The sequence below is a fragment of the Pseudomonas sp. TH04 genome, assembly GCF_016651355.1.
Classification (GTDB): Bacteria; Pseudomonadota; Gammaproteobacteria; order Pseudomonadales; family Pseudomonadaceae; genus Aquipseudomonas; species Aquipseudomonas fluorescens.
Window position 1 is genome coordinate 5853830 of the sequence record NZ_JAEKEA010000001.1, and the last position, 20329, is coordinate 5874158.

Genomic DNA, 20329 nt, shown 5'->3' on the forward strand with positions numbered 1-20329 from the left:
TCAGGCTCTCCCGAACAGGCCGTAAGGACGCACCAGAATCACCACGGCCATCGCGCCGTAGATCATCAGGCTCGCGCCTTGGGGCCAGAGTGTGGTCATCAGGCTTTGCACCACGCCCACCAGCAAGCCGCCGACCAGTGCGCCGCTGAAGGAACCCATGCCGCCGATCACCACCACCACGAAGGCGACCCCGAGAATTTCCGGGCCGACGAAGGGTTGGGCGCCGCGCAGCGGCGCGAACAGCACGCCGGCCACGCCAGCCAGGGCCACGCCCAGGGCAAAGGTCATCGAAAACAAACGCAAGATATTGGTGCCCAGCAGCGATACGGTTTCAGTGCTTTCACTGCCCGCGCGCACCAGGGCGCCGAAGCGTGTGCGTTCCAGCAGCAGCCACAGGCCCAGGCCCACCAGCCCGGAAAACACGATCAGAAACAGGCGGTAGTAGGGGTAGACGAAATCACCCACCACCAGCACGCCGCGCAGCAGTTCCGGCACGGCGACGCTTTTGCCCACCGGGCCCCAGATCATCACGCTGGCTTCCTGGATGATCAGCGCAATCCCTAAGGTCACCAGGATCTGGAACATGTGCGGCAAGTGATAAATCCGCTGGATCAATAATCGCTCGATGACCCAGGCCAGCGCGGCCACCACCAGCGGCGCAATCAGCAGCGCCAGCCAGAAGTTGCCGGTGAGGCTCACGGCGGTGTAGCAGATGTAGGCGCCCAGCAGGAAAAACGCGCCGTGGGCGAAGTTGACGAAGTTGAGCAGACCGAAAATGATCGTCAGCCCGACCGCGATCAGAAAGTAGATCATCCCCAGCCCAAGGCCGTTGAGTATCTGGAACAGGTAAAGATTCAGCATGCAGAAACCCTCGGACAGCTGGCCGCGGGGGCGGCCCTGTCGTGTGCAACCGGTGATGGTTCAGCGGATCAGCCGAGCACGCAGCTCGTGGCGTCCACCGGCGGGAAGGACTGGCCGGCGCTGAGCACCTTGGCCAGGTCGTCCTTGTCGGCCATCTCGGCGCTGGCTTTGCCGATCATCAGGTAGTAGTCCTTGATCACCTGGTGGTCACCGGCGCGGATTTGCTCCTTGCCGGTCGGGCCTTCGAAGCTCAGGCCTTGCAGGGCCTTGGCGACGGTCGGGCCGTCGAAGCTGCCGGTGGCGATAATGGTGTCGAGCATTACTTTGGTGCTGATGTAGTCGGCAGCCAACGGGTAGGTGGGGTTGATGCCGTATTTGGCCTGGGTCAGCTTGACCAGTTCACGGTTGAGCGGGCTGTCGACCTGATGCCAATACTGCGCACCGAGGTACACGCCTTCGAGCACATCGCTGCCCAGTTCCTGGAACTGATCAAGGCCGGCGGACCACACTAGCAGCACTTTCATGCGCTCCTTGATACCGAAGTTCACCGCCTGGCGCAGGGTGTTGGATGACTGGCTGCCGAAGTTGAGCAGGACCAGCACATCGGGCTTGGCCGCGATGGCATTGGTCAGGTAGCCGGAGAACTCTTGCTCCTGCAAAGAGTGATAGCTGTTGCCGACGTGTTCCAGACCGTGGTCCTTGAGCACGGTTTTCGCGCCTTCGAGCAAGGCTTCGCCGAATACATATTGCGGGGTGATCGTGTACCAGCGCTTGGCGTCCGGCAGCAGCTTGATCAACGGCACAATGGTTTCGCGGATCGCGCCGTAGGTCGGCACCGACCAGCGGAAGGTGGCCTTGTTGCAGTCCTTGCCGGTGACTTCATCGGCGCCCACCGGGGTCATGAAGACGCCGCCGACCTTGTCGACTTCCTTGGCCACCGCCAATGCCGATGACGACAGCGTGCAGCCCTGGAAGAACCGTGCGCCATCCTGCTGGATCGCCTCCTGGACCTTGCGCACCGCCTTGCCGGCGTTGCCTTCGGTGTCGATGACTTTGTAGTTCAGTGGGCGGCCGAGGATCTCGGGGTGCTGCTCTACCGCCAGGCGCGAACCCATGTCGGCAAACTTGCCATAGCTGGCAAAGGCGCCGGACATGGACTTGAGGCCGTAAAAGGTAAACGGCTCGGCGGCGAATGCAGAGCGCACACTCAACGGAAGGCTGAGCGCGGCGGCGGCGGTAAGGCTGGCTTTCAACAACGTACGACGCTGCATGGGGTGACTCCCTGGTTTAGTTATTGGCAGGAGCGGCAATGGCGATACGGTGGAGCAGGGCCTGTGGGCAGGCCTGTTATTGAGTTGGGTGAAACGGTCCGACGGTTGAAGCTCGGTCAAGTGTGGGCGCTGGGTTTGCACAGGGTGATTGCTGGTGTTCTCAGTGGTTGTGATCAAACTCCAGCAAAAAGTGCGGGCTGACCTCGCCTTCAAGGGCGGTCATATGGTGTTCGGCATCGCACATGTGCTCGTGCATCAAGCTGCGCACCGCGCGTTCGTCCTCGGCGCGGAAGGCGAGCAGCAACTGCTTGTGGTAGTCGAGGTTGGCCGCGTCGAACTGCTTGCGCTTGGGTTTGTAGGCTTTTTTCAGCACCACCAGATCGCGCAGCAGGTCGTTAAGAAATTGCGCCATAAAGCTTAACAACGGGTTGGGGCACGCCTTGGCCAGCAGGTTGTGGAACTCGAGTTCGGCCAGACGCTGTTCACGTTGGCCGGCTTCGCTGTCTTCCGGTGCACTGCAAAAATCGACGTTGTCTTGCAGGGCCTGATAGTCGTCTTCGCTCAAACGCCCGAGCACTGACACGGCCAGTTCCACCTCGATAACCTTGCGCAGTTGGTACACCTGCTCGCCATCCAGGTGCTGGAAGTGCAGGTAGTTGCGCAAGGCGCGGCTTGCCGGTTCGGTACCGGCCTGATTCAAGTAAGCGCCGCCACTGGGCCCGGTGCGCGTGCTCACCAGGCCTTCCACTTCGAGTGCCTTGAGCGCTTCACGCGCCGAGCCTTTGGAGCACTGGAAGCTTTCCATCAGCTCGCGTTCGGTGGGCAGGCGGTCGCCTGGCTTCAGGGCATCGGTGACGATGGAGCGCTTGACCGACTCGACAATCACGTCGGAGAGCTTCTGGCGTTTGCGTCGTAGCGGACGGCTGAGCATGGCGGTCTATTGATCCTATTAATGCGGATTAATAGCACTTAATAACGATTGAGCGAGAGCGTCAACGCAGTGTGTCGTTTTCGGCGCGAACAGGTCGTAAACACGGTGGCTATTCCCAGTTACCCAAGTCGAGGCAGCGCGTCGAAGGCGGCGGCTGTGTGCCGGACACCAGAAAATCACCCACCCACCGTTTGACGCACCCGGCGGCGACGGCGCGAGCCGACTCCTTGAGCAACAGTTGCTCGACACCGGACGCGGCCGGTTCACGGTCCTCGACGTTAACCAGCACCATGCGTGCAACGCGTTCCGGAAACAGCGCGGCATATCGCCCACCGACCCGGGTGCCTTCAGCATTGCCCAGGTAGTTGAGCTGTGTGTCGCCCAATTGCGCGCGCACAAACTCCATATCACGTGCGGCCTGCTCGACCCCGTTGGGTTGGCTGAGGTCGCGGGCGCTCAATTCGATGACGTCATAACGGTTGACCAGTGTGCGATAGGCCTGGGTGGCGTAGGACTCCCAGCGGCTGACCAAATGGACGGCGAAGGTCGTGCCTTGACCCTTTTGCGGTTCACCCGATTGGATGAACACCATGCCCTCACGGCTCAGCGGCTGCCGTGCGCCGACACGGGTCAGCGATAGGAGCACATTGCCACGCTGGGGGGCGGCATAGTCGCGAGGCACGTTTACCCTGCCGCATTGAGTTCGGTCCAGAACCTCGGGGTCCGGCCGTTCGAAGGCGGGGAAGGGGCAGTCCAGCAGCCAGTCAATTGCGCTGGGCGCAATCAGTGGCGCGGTAAGCGCCCGGCTTGCTATCAGCCAGAGGCAGACGCACACCAGGCTTCTTACAAGAACGCTGGGTTTCATCAAGAGGTTCCGGGCAGCCGTTTGAAGGCGGCTTTTTTACCAAGGACCTTGGGTCAAAGAATGTAGGTTGGATAAACGCTTTGTGTAGGAATGTGGAGTTTTGTTATTGGGACTTGGCCTCCCAGCCGCCGCCCAGGGCTTTGTACAGCGCAATGCTGGCTTGCAGCCGTGACAGTCGCAGTTGCACATTCGCGTCCTGGGCCGCGTACAGCGTGCGTTGGGTTTCGAGCACAGTCAGCAGGTCTTCCGCGCCGGCCTGGTAGCGGCTTTCGGCGATCCTGAAGGCAGTCTGGGCCTGTTGCAATTCCTCGGTCTGCCATTCGCGCTGCTGGTCCAGGTGGGTGATGCTGCTGAGGGATTTCTCCACATCGGCAAAGCCGTTGATGATCGCGCCGCGATAGGTTTGCAGCAGTTCGTCCTGCCGCGCACGCGCCTTGTCGCGTTCAGCGCTTAAACGGCCATTATTGAAGATCGGCGCCACCAGGCCCGAGGTCAGGTTGTAGAACGGGCTGCGCAGCAGATCGGCGGCCTTGTAGGAACCCGAACCGAGCGTGGCGCCCAGGGTCACGGTGGGCAGCATCGCCGCACGGGCCACTCTTACATCGGCACTTGCCGCAGCCAGCTGTGCCTCGGCCTGGGCCAGGTCGGGGCGGCGGCTAAGCAGTTGGCTGGGCACGCCCGGGCCAATCACCGGCCAGGTCAGCGCCTGGAACGACTCGGTGCCCAGGTCCAGGGCCTGGACCGGCTGGCCAAGAAGGGCTGCAAGGGTGATCAACGATTCTTCGGCCACTTGTTGAATCAGCGGCAACTGGCGTTGCTGGCTGGCCACCAGACTCTTTTGTTGCGCCAGTTCCAGTGCGGTGGCGGAGCCCGCATCGTAGCGGGTTTGCACGAGGTCGAGCACATGGCGGGCATTCGCCAGGTTCAGCTCGGCGATCTGTTGGCGTTGGCGAGCAGCAAGCGTTTGCGCATAGCGGTCGGCGACGTTGCTGAGCAGGGTCAGCTCGACCGTGGCCTGGTCGAACTCACTCGCTCGCAGGCTTTGCAGCGCACTGTCGCGAGCGGCGGCGCGCCCGCCCCAGAAGTCCACTTCATAACTGGCGGTGAGGTTGGTGCCAAAGCTGTCGACGGTTTTGTTGCTTGCTGTGGCATCCAGCGATGCGTTGCCGCTGCCGTGCAGGAGTTTTTCGCGGCTGGCGGTGAGGTTGAAGTTCACTTCGGGTAACAACGGTGCCCCGGCAATGACCGCACTCGCCTGGGCCTGGCGCACCCGTGCCATGGCGGCGGCCACGTCATAACTGTCACGGCGAGCCTGGTCGACCAAGCGGTTGAGTGGCGGGCTGCCGAAGTGTGTCCACCAGCGCTGGTTGGTCGCCTGCGTTGCCTCCCGCTCGGCATATTGCCACGCCCGCGGCGGCGCTATGCTGCTGTCGACGCCGTGAGGAGTGCCTGCGCAGGCGTTGAGCAACAGGCACAGGCCAAGGACCGACAGGTGCGGTGTGATGAGTCGTTTATTCACTGGTCAAGGCCTTAACCGGATCGAGCCGGGCAGCTTTACGGGCCGGCATGAAGCCGAATGCGACACCGGTGACCAGTGCACAGCCAAATGCGCCGAGTACTGCCACCAGGGAAAACTGCACGGCGACTTCTGCCAGCATCAGCACGCCGCCCACCAGCAATGCCAGGGCAATGCCGAACAGGCCGCCGACGACCGAGAGCATCACCGCCTCGGTAAGGAACTGGCGCAGGATGTCACGCTGGCGCGCACCGGTGGCCATGCGGATGCCTATTTCGCGAGTACGCTCGCGCACGGTCATCAGCATGATATTCATCACACCAATCCCGCCCACCAACAGGGAAATCGCGGCAATCGAACCGAGCATCAGCGACAGCGTATTTTGCGTGCGTGCCTCGGCCTGGATCATCGCCGCGTCATTGGTCAGGTGGTAGTCGCGCTTGTTGTTGTGCAGTGTTTGCATCAGTTGATCGATGGCCAGTTCCGCCTCGTGCACCTTGCGTGCATCCGCAGCGGCAATCACCACGTATTCGGGGTTATAGCTGCCCAACAGGCGCACGCTGGCGGCGGTGTAGGGGATGGCAACACGGTCGTCGCTGTCTTGCAAACCGGAGCTGGAGCCTTTTTCCGCCAGCACGCCAATCACCTGGAATGGCACGTTTTCTATCAGAATGTATTGGCCGATGGGGTTGATGACGCCCTTGAACAGCTTTTCGCGTACACGGTGACCGATCACGGCCACCGTTGCCCCGGAGCGCTCGTCGGCCTCGGTGAAGTAGCTGCCCTCGACCACCGGCCAGTTGAAGATCTCGGGAAAGTTGGTGTCATTGCCACCGACATAAGCCATGTAGTCGACATTGCCAAAACGCACACCGGCATAGTTGCCGTTGACGGGCATGATGCGCTTGACCTGCGGCAGCGTCGCCAGGGCCGCCACATCGTTGAGGGTCACAATCCCCATCGGGGTGCGCGGGTTGGGCGAAGAGCCACTGAGGTAGATGATGTTGGAGCCGAACGCGCCCATCTGTGCCATCACCTGGCGTTTGCTGCCTTCGCCCACCGCCAGCATCACCACCACCGACGCCACGCCGATGATGATCCCCAGCAGCGTCAGCGCAGTACGGAACCGGTTGATCCACATGACCCGCCAGGCCGCCAGCACGGCGTCGATCAGTTCGGCTTTCCAGGCGCCGTTATGTTCGGCGCCGTCGGCGAGGCGCTGGCGCAGGTCTACGGCTTGCAGCGCGTCGCGGTTGGCCGTGACGGGCACATGGGTTTCACTCAGCGCCGAATCGCGGATGATCAGGCCGTCGCGAATTTCGATGATGCGGTTGGCCCGCGCCGCGACTTCGCGGTCGTGGGTAATCAGGATGACCACGTGGCCCTGGCTCGCCAGCTCGTCGAGCAGGGCCATTACTTCGGCGCCACTGTGGCTGTCGAGCGCGCCGGTGGGTTCATCGGCGAGGATGATATGCCCGCCGTTCATTAACGCGCGGGCAATCGACACGCGTTGTTGCTGGCCGCCGGAGAGTTGGTGCGGGCAGTTGGCGGTGTGATCGGCCAGGCCCAGGCGGGTGAGCAGGGCCTTGGCGCGGGCGTGGCGTTCGGCGGCACTGATACCGGCATAGATCGCCGGCATCTCGACGTTTTCCTGGGCCGAGCCCGAAGGGATCAAGTGGTAACCCTGGAACACAAACCCAAAGGCTTCTCGGCGAAGCCAGGCCAGTTCGTCGCTGCCCAGGTGTGCGACGTTTTCCCCGGCGAACCGGTATTCGCCTTCCGTGGGGCGGTCGAGGCAGCCGAGGATATTCATCAAGGTGGATTTGCCGGAGCCGGAAGCGCCGACGATGGCGACGAATTCCCCGGCATGGATCGACAGGTCGATCCCGCGCAATACATCGACCTGCGGGCTGTCGCCGCCGCCATAGGATTTACGGATGTTCTTGAGTTCGATCAGCGGCGTGGTCAAATCAACCCCCACTGCCGTTGGCCGGGCCGATCAACACATGATCGTCTTCCTTCAGGCCTTCCAGCACTTCAACCCGCAAACGGTCGCTGATACCCAGGCGTACTGCGCGTTTCTCGATGGAGCCGTTTTTGGCCACGACCCGAGCGATCGGCTGGTCGGTGCCGGGACTGCCGAGCAGGGCCGCAACCGGTAGGGTGAGGACGTCCTTGACCTGGCTGGCGACGAAGAACACTTGAGTGGTCATTTCGGCCATCAGCGCGTTATCGGTGTTGTCCACATCCAGCAGCACGGTGTACAGCACCACACGGCCACTGCCGGTTTTGCTCGTACTGTTCGGGCTGCCATTGCCCTGGCTGGTTTCATTCAGCGGCTTGGGCGGTATCGGCAAAATCTGGCGCACGGTGCTGGTCCAGCGCCGGCTGCCGCCGCTGAGGGTGGTGAAGTAGGCGGTCATGCCGGGTTTGACGTGGCCAATGTCGGCTTCGGAGACCTCGGCCCACACGGTCATCGGCGACAGCCTGGCGATGCGCAGGATCAGCGGCGTCTGTTGCTGAGCATTGAGCGTCTGGCCAACCCGTGCGTCCACCGCGACGACGGTGCCGGCCATTGGCGCGAAGATGCGCGTGTAGCCCAGCTCGGCCTCGTCGCTGCGCAGGCTGGCCTGGGCCTGGCGGATCTGCGCCTGGAACATCCCGACGCGCGCCTGGGTGGCGTCCAGCTCGGCCCTGGCGGTTTGCACGTCTTCCTCGCGGGTGGCGTTACCGGCGGCCAGGCGTTGCTGGCGTTGGTATTTCTGGCGCGCCAGCGCGTGCTGAGCCTGCTGCTCCTGCAACTGGGCCTTGAGGTTTTCTATGGCGTAGCGGCTGGCGTCGAGTTTGGCCTGCTGCGTGGCGGGGTCGATTTCCACCAGCAATTGGCCTTCCGAGACCTGATCCCCGGCTTCGACATGGATCTTGCGGATCTGCCCGGACGCCTGGGCGCCCACATCGACGTACCGGCGCGGTTGCAGGGTGCCGAGTGCCGTGACGCTGTTTTCAATGTTACCGCGCGTTACGGTGACCGTGGTCAGGGTGTCGCGGCCCGACGGCAACACCTGCCAGGCGGCCAGCGCAATGAGGGGAATCAGGCACGCGACAGCGAGCAGAGCGCGTCGGACGGGGCGAGGGCGTTTCATGCGTTGGTTCCAGCCAGGAAGTTTGGACCGCAGTTGCGGGGAGCTGACTGTTATACGAGAAAATCGCCCGAATATTTAGGTGCTTACATATGCCGTAACAGCTCCGTCGAATAAAAAAAACCGCCGTTGATGCAAGACTTCTTTAAAAGTAGATGAGAATTACTATAAATTGCACGCACTCAAACTGCCACTATCCGCTGGCTGTCGTCTTTAGCATTCAAGGATCTGATGCCGTCTTCCCAGACGGTCGGGAGTCATGTTGGAAAACTACTATCGCGAGCTGGTGTGTTTCCTCAACGCCAAGCTGGGCAACCGACAGGTGGCCGAGGATGTGGTGCATGACGCTTATGTCCGAGTGCTGGAGCGCGCCAGTGACACGCCGATTGAACAACCGCGGGCGTTTTTATACCGCACTGCGCTGAACCTGGTGATCGACGGCCATCGGCGCAACGCCTTGCGCCAGTCCGAACCCCTGGAAGTGCTGGACAGCGAAGAACGCTTCGCCACCAGTTCGCCCCACGCCAGCCACGATCAAGCGCGCCGCCTGGATATGCTCGAACGTGCCCTGGCCGAGCTGCCGGCGGCCTGTCGCGAGAGCTTCCTGCTGCGCAAGCTTGAGGGCCTGTCCCACCCGCAAATCGCCGAGCACCTGAGCATTTCCCGCAGCCTGGTGGAAAAGCACATCGTCAACGCCATGAAGCATTGCCGGGTGCGCATGCGCGAGTGGGATGCGCACTGACCAATGATTAGTTAAATTTTATTTCACTGTCCTCGTTTCCTATCAACACACGGCCTGTTGTTCAGGCCTTGCAGGTATTCCCGCCCCACCGCCAAGGGGCTTATCCAGAGGACACTGGAATGACACAGGCAATTGCTTCGCCCGCGGTTCACGACCTGATCGGGATCGGTTTCGGCCCCTCGAACCTTGCGCTGGCCATCGCCCTGCAGGAGCGTGAAAAAGCCCAGGGCAAACTGGATGCACTGTTTCTCGATAAGCAGGCCGACTACCGCTGGCACGGCAATACCCTGGTGACCCAGAGTGAACTGCAGATTTCGTTCCTCAAGGACCTGGTGACCTTGCGCAACCCCACCAGCCCTTACTCCTTCGTCAACTACCTCAAGGCCCACGACCGCCTGGTGGACTTCATCAACCTGGGCACCTTTTACCCGTGCCGCATGGAGTACAACGACTACCTGCGCTGGGTTGCCGGGCAGTTCCAGGCCCAGGCGCGCTATGGCGAGGAAGTGCTGGCCATTGAGCCAATCCTGCATCAGCACCACGTCGAAGCGTTGCGTGTGATCTCCCGCGATGCGCTGGGCGAGCAGCATGTGCGCACCACCCGCTCGGTGGTGGTCAGCGCCGGTGGTACACCGCGTGTGCCGCCCGCGTTCAAGGCACTCAAGGATGACGGCCGGGTGTTCCACCATTCCCAATACCTGGCGCGCATGGCCCAGCAGCCATGCGTGGAAGGTAAGGCGATGCGTATTGCGATCATCGGTGGTGGCCAGAGCGCGGCGGAAGCCTTTATCGACCTCAATGATAGTTTTGCCTCGGTGCAGGTCGATATGATCCTGCGCGGTTCGGCGCTCAAACCGGCCGATGACAGCCCGTTCGTCAACGAAGTGTTTTCACCGGCGTTTACCGACCTGGTGTTCCAGCAAGTCGGCGCCGAGCGTGAGCGCCTGGTCGCCGAATACCAGAACACCAACTACTCAGTGGTGGACCTGGACCTGATTGAACGGATCTACGGTATTTTTTACCGCCAGAAAGTCTCCGGCGTTGCCCGCCAGGCTTTCCGCACCATGACCGTGGTCGAAAAAGCCAGCGCCGGGCCGCTGGGCATCGAGTTGACGCTGCGCAACAACGCCAGTGGCGAAACCAGCCTCAGCCATTACGACGCAGTGATCCTGGCCACCGGCTACGAGCGCCAGATGCACCGCGAACTGCTGGCGCCGCTGCAAGCCTACATGGGCGACTTCGAGGTGGCCCGCGACTATCGCATCGTCACGGACGAGCGCTGCAAGGCGGGGATCTATATTCAGGGTTTCAGTCAGGCCAGCCATGGTTTGAGTGACACGCTGCTTTCGGTATTGCCGATTCGTGCCGACGAGATTGCCGCGTCGCTGTACGAAAACGATCGCAGCCGGGGCAAGGGGCGTTCGGTGCAGGATTTGCTGCTGGCAACTGCCAGCTGACAGGCTGCACTTGTGACAGGCAGGGCCGCCTGATACTGTACAAAAAACCAGTATCGGTAGCCCTCCATGCAGTTGATCGAAAAACTCAGCATCCTTGCCGACGCCGCCAAGTACGACGCTTCCTGCGCCAGCAGCGGCGCGCCCAAGCGCAGCTCCGAGGGCAAGGCGGGCCTGGGCTCCACTGATGGCATGGGGATCTGCCACAGTTACACTCCGGACGGGCGCTGTGTGTCGTTGCTCAAGGTGTTGCTGACCAACTTCTGTCTCTACGATTGCCAATACTGCGTCAACCGCCGCTCCAGCGATGTGCCCCGCGCGCGTTTCAGCCCGGAGGAGGTGGTCACCCTGACCCTGGATTTCTACCGGCGTAATTGCGTCAGCGGGCTGTTTCTCAGTTCCGGCATCATTCGTTCGGCTGACTACACCATGGAGCAACTGGTGCGGGTCGCCAGGCTCTTGCGCGAAGAGCATGACTTTCGCGGCTATATTCACCTCAAGACCATTCCCGAAGCCGACCCGGCGTTGATCGCCGAGGCCGGGCGTTATGCCGACCGGTTGAGTGTGAATATTGAACTGCCCACCGATGCCAGCCTGCAAACCCTGGCGCCGGAGAAGCAGATTGTGTCGATCAAGCAAGCGATGCAGACCATCTACACCGGCGAACAGACCGTCCTCAACGAGCCGCGCGCACCGCGTTTCGCTCCGGCTGGGCAGAGCACGCAGATGATCGTCGGCGCCGATGACACCGACGACAGCACCATCCTGCATGGCGCCGAGGCGTTGTACGGCAACTTCAAGTTGCGCCGTGTGTATTACTCGGCGTTCAGCCCTATTCCCAACAGCCCGAAAAGCGTGCCCCTGGCGGCACCGCCACTGATGCGCGAGCACCGTTTGTATCAGGCGGACTTCCTGCTGCGCAGCTACGGTTTCAGCGCTAATGAATTGTTTGAAGGCCCCGGGCACCTGGCGCTGGATATCGACCCCAAACTCGCCTGGGCCCTGGAGCACCGCGAGGTGTTTCCGTTGGACCTGAATCGCGCCGAACCGACCTTGATTGCGCGTATTCCCGGCATCGGTCTGCGCACCACCCAGCGTTTGGTGGACCTGCGCCGCGAACGCAAGATCCGTTTCGAAGACCTGGCGCGCATGCGCTGCGTACTGGCCAAGGCCAAGCCGTTTTTCATCACCAGCGATTACCACCCGCAACAGGCTGAAAGCACCAGCGTGCTTTTGCGCGAGCAATTGCGCGACCGCCCGCAGCCACAGCAAATGGGCTTGTGGGGATGATCAGCCTGGAATGCGACAATCTCTTCAGTACCTGGCGCGAACAGGCGCGTTGGTTGCTCAGCCATCAGGTCGACCCCAGCCAGGTGAGCTGGGGCGAAGCGCAAGGGGCGGACCTGTTTGCTACCGATGAGCCGATACCGGAAGGGCTCGGCCCGTTCCAGGCGCGGATTCCCAAGGCGCTTTTGGAGCTGCTTGAGTCGGCCGCCTGTTATCACGGTGACCAGCGTTGGAGCTTGCTGTACGAGGTGCTGTGGCGGGTCAGCCATGGCGACCGCACCGCGATGCTGGCGGGTGACAAGCTGGGCAGCGAGTTGCAACGGCGGATCAAGCAGGTCAGCCGCGAAGCGCATCACTTGCATGCGTTCGTGCGGTTTATCGCATTGCCGGCGCAGGCGGGCGCAGCGTTACCGGAATACGTGGCCTGGCACGAGCCGGCCCATGACATTCTCAAATCCGCCAGCCAGCACTTTATCGGGCGCATGGGCCGCCATCGCTGGATGATCGCCACGCCCCTGGACGGGGTGTATTACGACGGTGAGCAGTTGATTCATCAACGGGAATGCCCTGAGGCGTGGCGGCAACTGGCACAGAATGTCGACGACCCTCACAGCGCGATGTGGCTGACGTACTACAGCCACATTTTCAACCCGGCACGGTTGAACCCCAAGGTGATGGAGGGGCATTTGCCGAGTCGTTTCTGGAAGAATTTGCCGGAGGGTAAGTTGATTCCAGGGTTGATCAGTGAAGCGCGGACGGGGAAGCAGCGCGATGGGCAGGCGAAGATGATTGGCGTGAAACCCGGCAAGCGCATTGGGAATCCGGTTAAATAGGTATCCTGATGTTTGTTATTGCGGTGTCCGCCAGGAGGAATCATGTCTACCGCCGTTCGTCTCGCCCAGGCAGTCGATGCCGAGGGGATCAGCCAGGTCATCCTGGCAGCCTTGCACAGCAGCAATGCGCGGGATTACCCGGCGGATGTGATCGCGCGGGTCGCCAGTCACTTCACCCCCGACGCCGTGCGGGTCTTGCTCCAGCGGCGGGTTGTGCTGGTGGCCATCCAGGACGTGGAGATCGTCGCCACCGCGGCGCTTGATGGCCACGTGGTGCGCTCGGTGTTCGTCAACCCGGCACTGCAGGGGCAGGGCATTGGCCGCCTGCTGATGATCGAAATCGAACTGCGCGCCCGTGACGCCGGGGTCACGGTATTGAGTGTGCCGTCCTCGCTGACCGCTGAGCCGTTCTATACCAAGCTGGGTTTTCAGACGGTGCGCAATGTTTATCACGGTAACGAGCGCACCCTGGTCATGGAGAAGGCGTTGTTATCTCGCCATCCCATTGGGCCGTATCGCGACCGTCAGCACCGTGCGCAAGTGGTGGCCTTGTGGCAGGAGGCTTTCGGCTATGACACCGCCCACAACCTGCCCACCCTGGCCATCGATAAGAAGCTGGCGGTCAACGATGGACTGTTCTTCGTGGCGACGGATAAAAAAGCCGTGATCGGCACTGTCCTCGCAGGTTACGACGGGCATCGAGGTTGGCTGTATTCGGTGGCGGTGCACAGTGAATATCGTCGGCAAGGCCTGGGCGCTTCGTTGGTGCGGCATGCCGAGCAGGCGTTGACTGCCTTGGGGTGTATGAAGATCAACCTGCAGATTACGCGGGGCAATGACGCGGTGGTGGGGTTCTACGAGGCGTTAGGGTATGGGGAGGAGCCGAGGATCAGTATGGGGAAGAAGATTACCGCGAATATCCCGGCTCAATCCTGAAAACACTGTAGATCAAATGTGGGAGCGGGCTTGCTCGCGAATGCGCAGTGTCAGTCACCTGATTCAGTGCTGACAGACCGCATTCGCGAGCAAGCCCGCTCCCACATTGGGTTATGCGTGTGGGCTGTTAGACCTTGACGATCCAGCCTTCCGGCGCTTCAACGTCACCGGTCTGCACACCGGTCAGCTCTTTGTAGAGCTTCTGGGTGATCGGGCCCACTTCCGTTTCGCTGTGGAACACGTGCAGTTTGCCGTTGTACTGGATACCGCCGATCGGCGAAATCACCGCCGCAGTGCCGCAGGCACCGGCTTCCTTGAACTGGTCCAGTTTGTCGATGAAGACTTCGCCCTCGACCACTTTCAAGCCCAGGCGCGACTGGGCCAGTTCGATCAGCGACAGGCGGGTGATACCTGGCAGCACCGAAGGCGACTTCGGCGTGATGAACTGGTTGTCGTGGGTAATCCCGAAGAAGTTGGCCGAGCCGACTTCTTCGATTTTCGAATGGGTCATCGGGTCCAGGTAGATCGCATCAGCGAAACCGGATTTCTTCGCTTCGGCACCCGGCATCAGGCTGGCCGCGTAGTTGCCGCCGACTTTGGCGGCACCGGTGCCCTGTGGCGCGGCGCGGTCGAAGGTGGAAATCTGGAAGTTGTGTGGCACCAAACCGCCCTTGAAGTAGGCGCCGACCGGAATGGCGAAGACCGAGAAGATGAACTCCGGCGCGGTACGCACGCCGATGTTGTCACCGGTGCCGATGACGAACGGGCGCAGGTACAGCGCGCCGCCGCTGCCGTACGGCGGGATGAACCGCTCGTTGGCCTTGACCACTTGTTTGCAGGCGTCGATGAACGCGTCGGTTGGCACGTGCGGCATCAGCAGGCGGGCACAGCTGCGCTGCATGCGCGCGGCATTCTGGTCAGGACGGAACAGGTTGATCGAGCCGTCCTTGCAGCGGTAGGCCTTGAGGCCTTCAAAGCACTGCTGGCCATAGTGCAGGGCCGTCGAGCCCTCGCTGATGTGCAGCACGTTGTCGTCGGTCAGGGTGCCTGTTTGCCATTCGCCGTTTTTCCAGACTTGGAGAAACCGCTTGTCGGTCTTGATGTAGTCAAAACCCAATTTGTCCCAATTGATGCTTTCGTTACCCATGACACCCTCTATCTCTGGTCAACCGCCTGGTCGAAGGCAGGCTTGTCGGTTTTTTTCTGGATGGGCGCAACAATACTTCATTCTTGGCCGGTGTGGGAGCGGGTGGGCAGGCCATTCAGCCGGTGTGTTGGCTGATCCGCCACTATCGCAAGCGAACCAGCTCCCACCCTGGAATGCATTTCCCTGTGGGCGTCGGGCTTGCCCGCGATGGCCTCTGCGCGTTTTTACAGGTGCAGCGCGTGACCCAAGGCCCGTAACGCAGCTTCCTGCACGGCCTCGCCGAGGGTCGGGTGGGCGTGGATGGTGCCCGCCACATCTTCCAGGCGCGCTCCCATTTCCAGGCTCAGGCCAAAGGCCGTGGACAGTTCGGATACCCCCACGCCCACGGCCTGCCAGCCGACAATCAGGTGGTTGTCACGCCGCGCGACCACGCGCACGAAGCCGGCTTTGGACTCCAGCGTCATTGCCCGGCCATTGGCCGCAAACGGGAAGCTCGACACAATACAGTCCAGGCCCGCCGCCTTGGCTTCGTCCGGGGTCTTGCCCACCACCACCAGTTCCGGGTCGGTAAAGCACACCGCCGGGATCGCCGCCGGGTTGAATTCCCGCGATTTACCACTGATCAGTTCGGCAACCATCTCACCCTGGGCCATGGCCCGGTGCGCCAGCATCGGCTCGCCGCTCAGGTCGCCGATCGCGTACACATTGCGCATGCTGGTCTGGCAACGGCTGTCGATCTTGATCGCCGCACCGTTCATGTCCAGGTTCAGCGCTTCGAGGTTCCAGCCCTGGGTGTTGGGTTTGCGACCCACGGCCACCAGCACCTGATCCGTCTCCAGCGACAGGGTGTCGCCATTCGGGTCACGCACTTGCAGGCTGTTGTGCTCAAAACCGGTCACGCTGTGCTTGAGGTACAGCTTGACCCCCAACTGTTTGAGGGATTCAGCCACGGGCAGTGTCAGCTCGCCGTCGTAAGCGGGCAGGATACGTTCTTGCGCCTCGACCACACTGACCTCGGCGCCGAGCTTGCGGTAGGCAATGCCCAGCTCCAGGCCGATATAGCCGCCACCCACCACAACCAGGCGCTTGGGCACGCGGGTAGGCGCCAGCGCTTCGGTGGAGGAGATGATCGGCCCGCCAATCGGCAGCATCGGCAGGTTGACGCTTTTCGAGCCGGTGGCCAGCAGCAGGTGTTCGCACTGGATACGCTGGTCGCCGACGTCGACGGTTTTGCCGTCGACTACCTTGGCCCAGCCGTGAATCACGTGCACTTTGTGCTTTTTCAACAGCGCGGCAACGCCGGTGGTCAAGCGGTCGACGATGCCATCTTTCCATTCCACGCTTTTGCGGATGTCCAGGGTCGGCACATCCACTTCGATGCCCAGCTGTGAGCCCTGGCTATGGTGCACGGTTTGCTGGAACTGCTCGGCCACATGGATCAACGCCTTGGACGGAATGCAGCCGATGTTCAGGCACGTGCCGCCCAGCGCCTGGCCTTCTACCAAAATAGTCGGAATACCCAGCTGGCCCGCCCGAATCGCGGCCACATAACCACCAGGGCCGCCGCCGATAATCAGCAGCGTCGTGTTCAATGTCTGAGACATGCCTTACTCCAAAAACAGGCTGGCGGGTTGTTCGAGCAGGCCGCGAATGGCCTGGATGAATTGCGCCGCATCCATGCCGTCGACCACGCGGTGATCGAAGGAGCTGGAGAGGTTCATCATCTTGCGCACCACGATCTGGCCTTTGATGACCATTGGCCGCTCGACAATCCGGTTGACGCCGACAATCGCCACTTCCGGCAGGTTCAGCACCGGCGTGCTGACGATGCCACCGAGCGCGCCCAGGCTGGTCAAGGTAATGGTGGAGCCGGACAGCTCATCCCGGCTGGCCTTGCCATTGCGTGCAGCGGTGGCCAAACGTGCGATTTCCTCGGCATTGCCCCACAGGCTGCGTGCTTCGGCGTGGCGCACCACCGGCACCATCAAGCCCACGTCGCTCTGGGTGGCGACACCCACATGCACCGCGCCGAGGCGGGTGATCACCTGGTTTTCGTCGTCGTAACGCGCGTTGATCTGCGGGAAGTCGCGCAGCGCCACAACCATGGCGCGCACGATGAAAGGCAGCAGGGTCAGTTTGCCGCGTGTCGCGCCATGTTTCTCATTGAGGTGCACGCGCAGCTCGTCGAGGGCGGTGACGTCGATTTCTTCCACGTAGCTGAAATGCGCGGCGCGACGGGTGGCGTCCTGCATACGCTGGGCGATCTTGCGGCGCATGCCGATCACCGGGATCTGTTCTTCGCTGTTGCGTTCGGCGTAAGGGTTGCCCGCCGCAGAGGGTGTTGCCGGACCCTGAAGCAAATACGCCTCGAGGTCTTCGTGCAAAATGCGCCCCGCCGGGCCAGTGCCCTGGACCAGACGCAGCTGAATCCCGGCATCCAGCGCATGCTTGCGCACGGCAGGGGAGGCCAGTGGGCGTTCGTCGGCTTCACGGGCCACAGGTGCCTGAGTGGCCACGACCGGCGCGGGTTTGCTGGCGGCTGGCGCAGGCTTGGCTTCCACCACCGGCGCCGGCACTGCTTTTACCGGCTCAGCCACCGCCGGCGCCTCTTTGGCATTGCCTGCGCCTTCCACTTCGATACTGATCAAAATACTGCCCACGGCCATGACTTCACCCGGCTCGCCGCCGAGGGAAATCACTTTGCCGTGCACCGGCGAGGGAATGTCCACCATCGCCTTGTCGGTCATCACATCCGCCAGCACCTGGTCTTCAACCACCAGGTCGCCCACCTTCACGTGCCATACCGACAGTTCAACTTCTGCGATGCCTTCGCCGATGTCCGGCATCTTGATAACGTGCGTGCCCATTCAGACCTCCATAACCCGTTTCAACGCCGCGCCCACTCGGGACGGCCCTGGGAAATACGCCCACTCTTGCGCGTGCGGGTAGGGCGTGTCCCAACCAGTGACGCGTTCGATCGGCGCTTCCAAGTGGTGGAAGCAATGCTCTTGCACCAGCGCTACCAGTTCGGCACCAAAGCCGCAGGTGCGGGTGGCTTCATGCACCACCACGCAACGGCCGGTCTTTTTCACCGACTTGACGATGGTTTCCAGGTCGAGCGGCCAGAGGCTGCGCAGGTCGATGACTTCGGCGTCGATGCCGGTTTCTTCGGCGGCCACTTGCGACACATACACCGTGGTGCCGTAGGTCAGCACGGTGACGGCCGAGCCGGGGCGCACGATGGCGGCCACGTCCAGCGGCACGGTGTAGTAACCGTCCGGCACTTGCGCTTGCGGGTGTTTCGACCACGGCGTGACCGGGCGATCGTGGTGGCCATCGAACGGGCCGTTGTACAGGCGCTTAGGCTCGAGGAAGATCACCGGGTCATCGTTTTCGATGGAGGCGATCAGCAGGCCCTTGGCATCATACGGGTTGGACGGCATTACCGTGCGCAGGCCGCAGACCTGGGTGAACACCGCTTCGATACTCTGGCTGTGGGTCTGGCCGCCATAAATGCCGCCGCCACAAGGCATGCGCATGGTCAGCGGCGCCGTGAACTGGCCGGCCGAGCGGTAACGCAGGCGCGCCGCTTCCGAGATGATCTGGTCGGTGGCGGGGTACACGTAATCGGCGAACTGGATTTCCGCGACCGGGCGCAGGCCATAGGCACCCATGCCCACGGCCACGCCGACGATGCCGCTTTCCGAGATCGGCGCGTCGAAGACCCGCGAGCTGCCGTACTTGTTCTGCAAGCCTTCAGTGCAACGGAACACGCCGCCGAAGTAACCGACGTCCTGGCCGAATACCACCACATTGTCGTCACGCTCAAGCATCACATCCATGGCCGAGCGCAGGGCCTGGATCATGGTCATGGTGGTGGTGGTCATGGCAGTTTCCAGTTCAATACTGTTGTTGTGATCGTTCATGTCAGATCCCCAACGCTTGACGCTGGCGCTTCAAGTGCTCCGGCATCTCTTTATAGACGTCTTCGAACATGGTCGCGGCGCTTGGAATCTGGCCGCCGGCAAGGGTGCCGTACTGTTCGGCTTCTTTTTGTGCGGCAATGACTTCGGCTTCCAGTTCGGCACTGACCGCCGCATGTTCCTCTTCGGACCACTGGCCAATCTTGATCAGGTGCTGCTTGAGACGGGCAATCGGGTCGCCCAGCGGGAAGTGGCTCCAGTCGTCGGCGGGACGGTATTTGGACGGGTCATCGGAGGTGGAGTGCGGGCCGGCGCGGTAGGTGACCCACTCGATCAGGGTCGGCCCGAGGTTGCGGCGCGCACGCTCGGCGGCCCAGGCGGAGGCGGCGTACACCGCGATAAAGTCATTGCCGTCCACACGCAGGGAGGCAATCCCGCAACCGACGCCGCGTCCGGCGAAGGTGGTGGCTTCACCACCGGCGATGGCCTGGAAGGTCGAGATCGCCCACTGGTTGTTGACCACGTTGAGAATCACCGGCGCACGGTAGACGTGGGCGAAGGTGAGGGCGGTGTGAAAGTCGGATTCGGCGGTGGCGCCGTCGCCAATCCAGGCCGAGGCGATTTTGGTATCACCTTTGATCGCCGAGGCCATGCCCCAGCCCACACCCTGTACGAACTGGGTGGCAAGGTTGCCGGAAATCGTGAAGAAACCGGCGTCTTTGACCGAGTACATGATCGGCAACTGGCGGCCCTTGAGCGGGTCGCGCTCGTTGGACAGCAGTTGGCAGATCAGGTCGACGAGTGGCACTTCCCGGGCCATCAGGATGCTTTGCTGACGGTAGGTGGGGAAGCACATGTCGTCGATGTTCAAGGCCAGGGCCTGGGCGCTGCCGATGGCTTCTTCGCCAAGGCTTTGCATGTAGAACGACATTTTTTTCTGACGCTGGGCGACCACCATGCGGTTGTCGAAAATCCGCGTCTTGAGCATGGCGCGCATGCCCTTGCGCAGGATCTCGACCGGTACACCTTCGCCCCACGGGCCAAGGGCCTGGCCCTGGTCGTCCAGTACGCGAATCAGGCCTTTTGCAAGGTCGGCGGTGTCGGCGGGTTCTACATCGATGGCGGGTTTGCGCACCAGGCCGGCGTCGGTCAGACGCAGGTAGGTAAAGTCGGTCTTGCAGCCTGGGCGGCCCGAGGGTTCGGGAACGTGCAGGCGCAATGGTGCATATGGCTGATTCATGGCTTTCTACGCTCGATCTTGTGAATTCTTGTAGTGGGCGCGCTAGCTGACAGTCAGTCTCCGGGTAGGAGAAATCTTGTCCTACAAACATCATAGGCGTGGCGTAGAAGAATATTTATCTGTGTTTCGTTGCGCTCGCGGTCATTTGCGGATAAAAAAACTGCATAACCATAATAAACAGGT

The 20329-nt window shown here is 61.9% G+C and carries 17 protein-coding genes; 5 read left to right on the forward strand and 12 right to left on the reverse strand.

Features of this window, described 5'->3' with window-relative positions:
- From JFT85_RS26430 to JFT85_RS26460, 7 genes are all read right to left on the reverse strand, one after another.
- Positions 1 to 861: a branched-chain amino acid ABC transporter permease gene (locus JFT85_RS26430; RefSeq protein ID WP_078826904.1), complete on the reverse strand. Its 861-nt coding sequence runs from the start codon at positions 859 to 861 to the stop codon at positions 1 to 3.
- 68 nt (positions 862 to 929) lie between these two features.
- Positions 930 to 2132 (reverse strand): ABC transporter substrate-binding protein, encoded by a 1203-nt coding sequence (locus JFT85_RS26435; RefSeq protein WP_053256997.1) that lies wholly within the window; start codon positions 2130 to 2132, stop codon positions 930 to 932.
- Between the two features lie 160 nt (positions 2133 to 2292).
- Entirely contained in the window at positions 2293 to 3063 is a 771-nt protein-coding gene (locus JFT85_RS26440; RefSeq protein ID WP_053256996.1) for a FadR/GntR family transcriptional regulator, read from the reverse strand.
- A gap of 109 nt (positions 3064 to 3172) precedes the next feature.
- Positions 3173 to 3928, reverse strand: a complete 756-nt coding sequence (locus tag JFT85_RS26445) for an alpha/beta fold hydrolase (protein ID WP_078826903.1) — start codon at positions 3926 to 3928, stop codon at positions 3173 to 3175.
- A gap of 103 nt (positions 3929 to 4031) precedes the next feature.
- Complete coding sequence (locus JFT85_RS26450) at positions 4032 to 5447, reverse strand: efflux transporter outer membrane subunit (RefSeq protein ID WP_201230702.1); 1416 nt, start codon at positions 5445 to 5447, stop codon at positions 4032 to 4034.
- On the reverse strand, positions 5440 to 7413 hold the full coding sequence (locus tag JFT85_RS26455) for a MacB family efflux pump subunit (RefSeq protein ID WP_201230938.1): 1974 nt from the start codon (positions 7411 to 7413) through the stop codon (positions 5440 to 5442). The genes JFT85_RS26450 and JFT85_RS26455 overlap by 8 nt, the downstream gene beginning before the upstream one ends.
- Position 7414: 1 nt before the next feature.
- Positions 7415 to 8587, reverse strand: coding sequence for an efflux RND transporter periplasmic adaptor subunit (locus tag JFT85_RS26460; RefSeq protein ID WP_201230704.1), 1173 nt, complete (start codon positions 8585 to 8587; stop codon positions 7415 to 7417).
- A 256-nt stretch (positions 8588 to 8843) separates the two neighbouring features.
- On the opposite strand from JFT85_RS26460, the gene JFT85_RS26465 reads away from it, so the two are divergent.
- From JFT85_RS26465 to JFT85_RS26485, 5 genes are all read left to right on the forward strand, one after another.
- Complete coding sequence (locus JFT85_RS26465; protein WP_053256992.1) at positions 8844 to 9326, forward strand: sigma-70 family RNA polymerase sigma factor; 483 nt, start codon at positions 8844 to 8846, stop codon at positions 9324 to 9326.
- 119 nt (positions 9327 to 9445) lie between these two features.
- Complete coding sequence (locus tag JFT85_RS26470) at positions 9446 to 10783, forward strand: lysine N(6)-hydroxylase/L-ornithine N(5)-oxygenase family protein (protein ID WP_053256991.1); 1338 nt, start codon at positions 9446 to 9448, stop codon at positions 10781 to 10783.
- Positions 10784 to 10849: 66 nt separating this feature from the next.
- Complete coding sequence (locus tag JFT85_RS26475; RefSeq protein WP_053256990.1) at positions 10850 to 12070, forward strand: putative DNA modification/repair radical SAM protein; 1221 nt, start codon at positions 10850 to 10852, stop codon at positions 12068 to 12070.
- Positions 12067 to 12900 carry a TIGR03915 family putative DNA repair protein gene (locus JFT85_RS26480; RefSeq protein ID WP_053256989.1) on the forward strand — a complete coding sequence of 278 codons (834 nt, stop codon included), beginning with the start codon at positions 12067 to 12069 and terminating at the stop codon, positions 12898 to 12900. The genes JFT85_RS26475 and JFT85_RS26480 overlap by 4 nt, the downstream gene beginning before the upstream one ends.
- A gap of 42 nt (positions 12901 to 12942) precedes the next feature.
- Positions 12943 to 13836, forward strand: coding sequence for a GNAT family acetyltransferase (locus JFT85_RS26485; protein WP_083272159.1), 894 nt, complete (start codon positions 12943 to 12945; stop codon positions 13834 to 13836).
- Between the two features lie 127 nt (positions 13837 to 13963).
- On the opposite strand, the gene JFT85_RS26490 is transcribed toward JFT85_RS26485, so the two are convergent.
- The 5 genes from JFT85_RS26490 to JFT85_RS26510 form a co-directional block, all read right to left on the reverse strand.
- Complete coding sequence (locus JFT85_RS26490) at positions 13964 to 14983, reverse strand: branched-chain amino acid aminotransferase (protein ID WP_201230706.1); 1020 nt, start codon at positions 14981 to 14983, stop codon at positions 13964 to 13966.
- 224 nt (positions 14984 to 15207) lie between these two features.
- Entirely contained in the window at positions 15208 to 16587 is a 1380-nt protein-coding gene (lpdA, locus tag JFT85_RS26495; RefSeq protein ID WP_053256987.1) for a dihydrolipoyl dehydrogenase, read from the reverse strand.
- A gap of 3 nt (positions 16588 to 16590) precedes the next feature.
- The gene (locus JFT85_RS26500; protein ID WP_069551260.1) at positions 16591 to 17850 is read right to left on the reverse strand and encodes a dihydrolipoamide acetyltransferase family protein; all 1260 of its coding nucleotides are present in this window, start codon (positions 17848 to 17850) and stop codon (positions 16591 to 16593) included.
- The gene (locus JFT85_RS26505) at positions 17851 to 18909 is read right to left on the reverse strand and encodes an alpha-ketoacid dehydrogenase subunit beta (RefSeq protein ID WP_053256985.1); all 1059 of its coding nucleotides are present in this window, start codon (positions 18907 to 18909) and stop codon (positions 17851 to 17853) included. It lies immediately after the preceding gene.
- 1 nt (position 18910) lies between these two features.
- The gene (locus JFT85_RS26510) at positions 18911 to 20146 is read right to left on the reverse strand and encodes a 3-methyl-2-oxobutanoate dehydrogenase (2-methylpropanoyl-transferring) subunit alpha (protein WP_053256984.1); all 1236 of its coding nucleotides are present in this window, start codon (positions 20144 to 20146) and stop codon (positions 18911 to 18913) included.
- Positions 20147 to 20329: the final 183 nt, after the last annotated feature.

What these genes read in the sequence shown, in the direction of transcription:
- JFT85_RS26430 (WP_078826904.1), bottom strand. Translation starts at nt 861, where the DNA reads ATGCTGAATCTTTACCTGTTCCAGATACTCAACGGCCTTGGGCTGGGG.
- JFT85_RS26435 (WP_053256997.1), bottom strand. Translation starts at nt 2,132, where the DNA reads ATGCAGCGTCGTACGTTGTTGAAAGCCAGCCTTACCGCCGCCGCCGCG.
- JFT85_RS26440 (WP_053256996.1), bottom strand. Translation starts at nt 3,063, where the DNA reads ATGCTCAGCCGTCCGCTACGACGCAAACGCCAGAAGCTCTCCGACGTG.
- JFT85_RS26445 (WP_078826903.1), bottom strand. Translation starts at nt 3,928, where the DNA reads ATGAAACCCAGCGTTCTTGTAAGAAGCCTGGTGTGCGTCTGCCTCTGG.
- JFT85_RS26460 (WP_201230704.1), bottom strand. Translation starts at nt 8,587, where the DNA reads ATGAAACGCCCTCGCCCCGTCCGACGCGCTCTGCTCGCTGTCGCGTGC.
- JFT85_RS26465 (WP_053256992.1), top strand. Translation starts at nt 8,844, where the DNA reads ATGTTGGAAAACTACTATCGCGAGCTGGTGTGTTTCCTCAACGCCAAG.
- JFT85_RS26470 (WP_053256991.1), top strand. Translation starts at nt 9,446, where the DNA reads ATGACACAGGCAATTGCTTCGCCCGCGGTTCACGACCTGATCGGGATC.
- JFT85_RS26475 (WP_053256990.1), top strand. Translation starts at nt 10,850, where the DNA reads ATGCAGTTGATCGAAAAACTCAGCATCCTTGCCGACGCCGCCAAGTAC.
- JFT85_RS26480 (WP_053256989.1), top strand. Translation starts at nt 12,067, where the DNA reads ATGATCAGCCTGGAATGCGACAATCTCTTCAGTACCTGGCGCGAACAG.
- JFT85_RS26485 (WP_083272159.1), top strand. Translation starts at nt 12,943, where the DNA reads ATGTCTACCGCCGTTCGTCTCGCCCAGGCAGTCGATGCCGAGGGGATC.
- JFT85_RS26490 (WP_201230706.1), bottom strand. Translation starts at nt 14,983, where the DNA reads ATGGGTAACGAAAGCATCAATTGGGACAAATTGGGTTTTGACTACATC.
- lpdA (WP_053256987.1), bottom strand. Translation starts at nt 16,587, where the DNA reads ATGTCTCAGACATTGAACACGACGCTGCTGATTATCGGCGGCGGCCCT.
- JFT85_RS26500 (WP_069551260.1), bottom strand. Translation starts at nt 17,850, where the DNA reads ATGGGCACGCACGTTATCAAGATGCCGGACATCGGCGAAGGCATCGCA.
- JFT85_RS26505 (WP_053256985.1), bottom strand. Translation starts at nt 18,909, where the DNA reads ATGAACGATCACAACAACAGTATTGAACTGGAAACTGCCATGACCACC.
- JFT85_RS26510 (WP_053256984.1), bottom strand. Translation starts at nt 20,146, where the DNA reads ATGAATCAGCCATATGCACCATTGCGCCTGCACGTTCCCGAACCCTCG.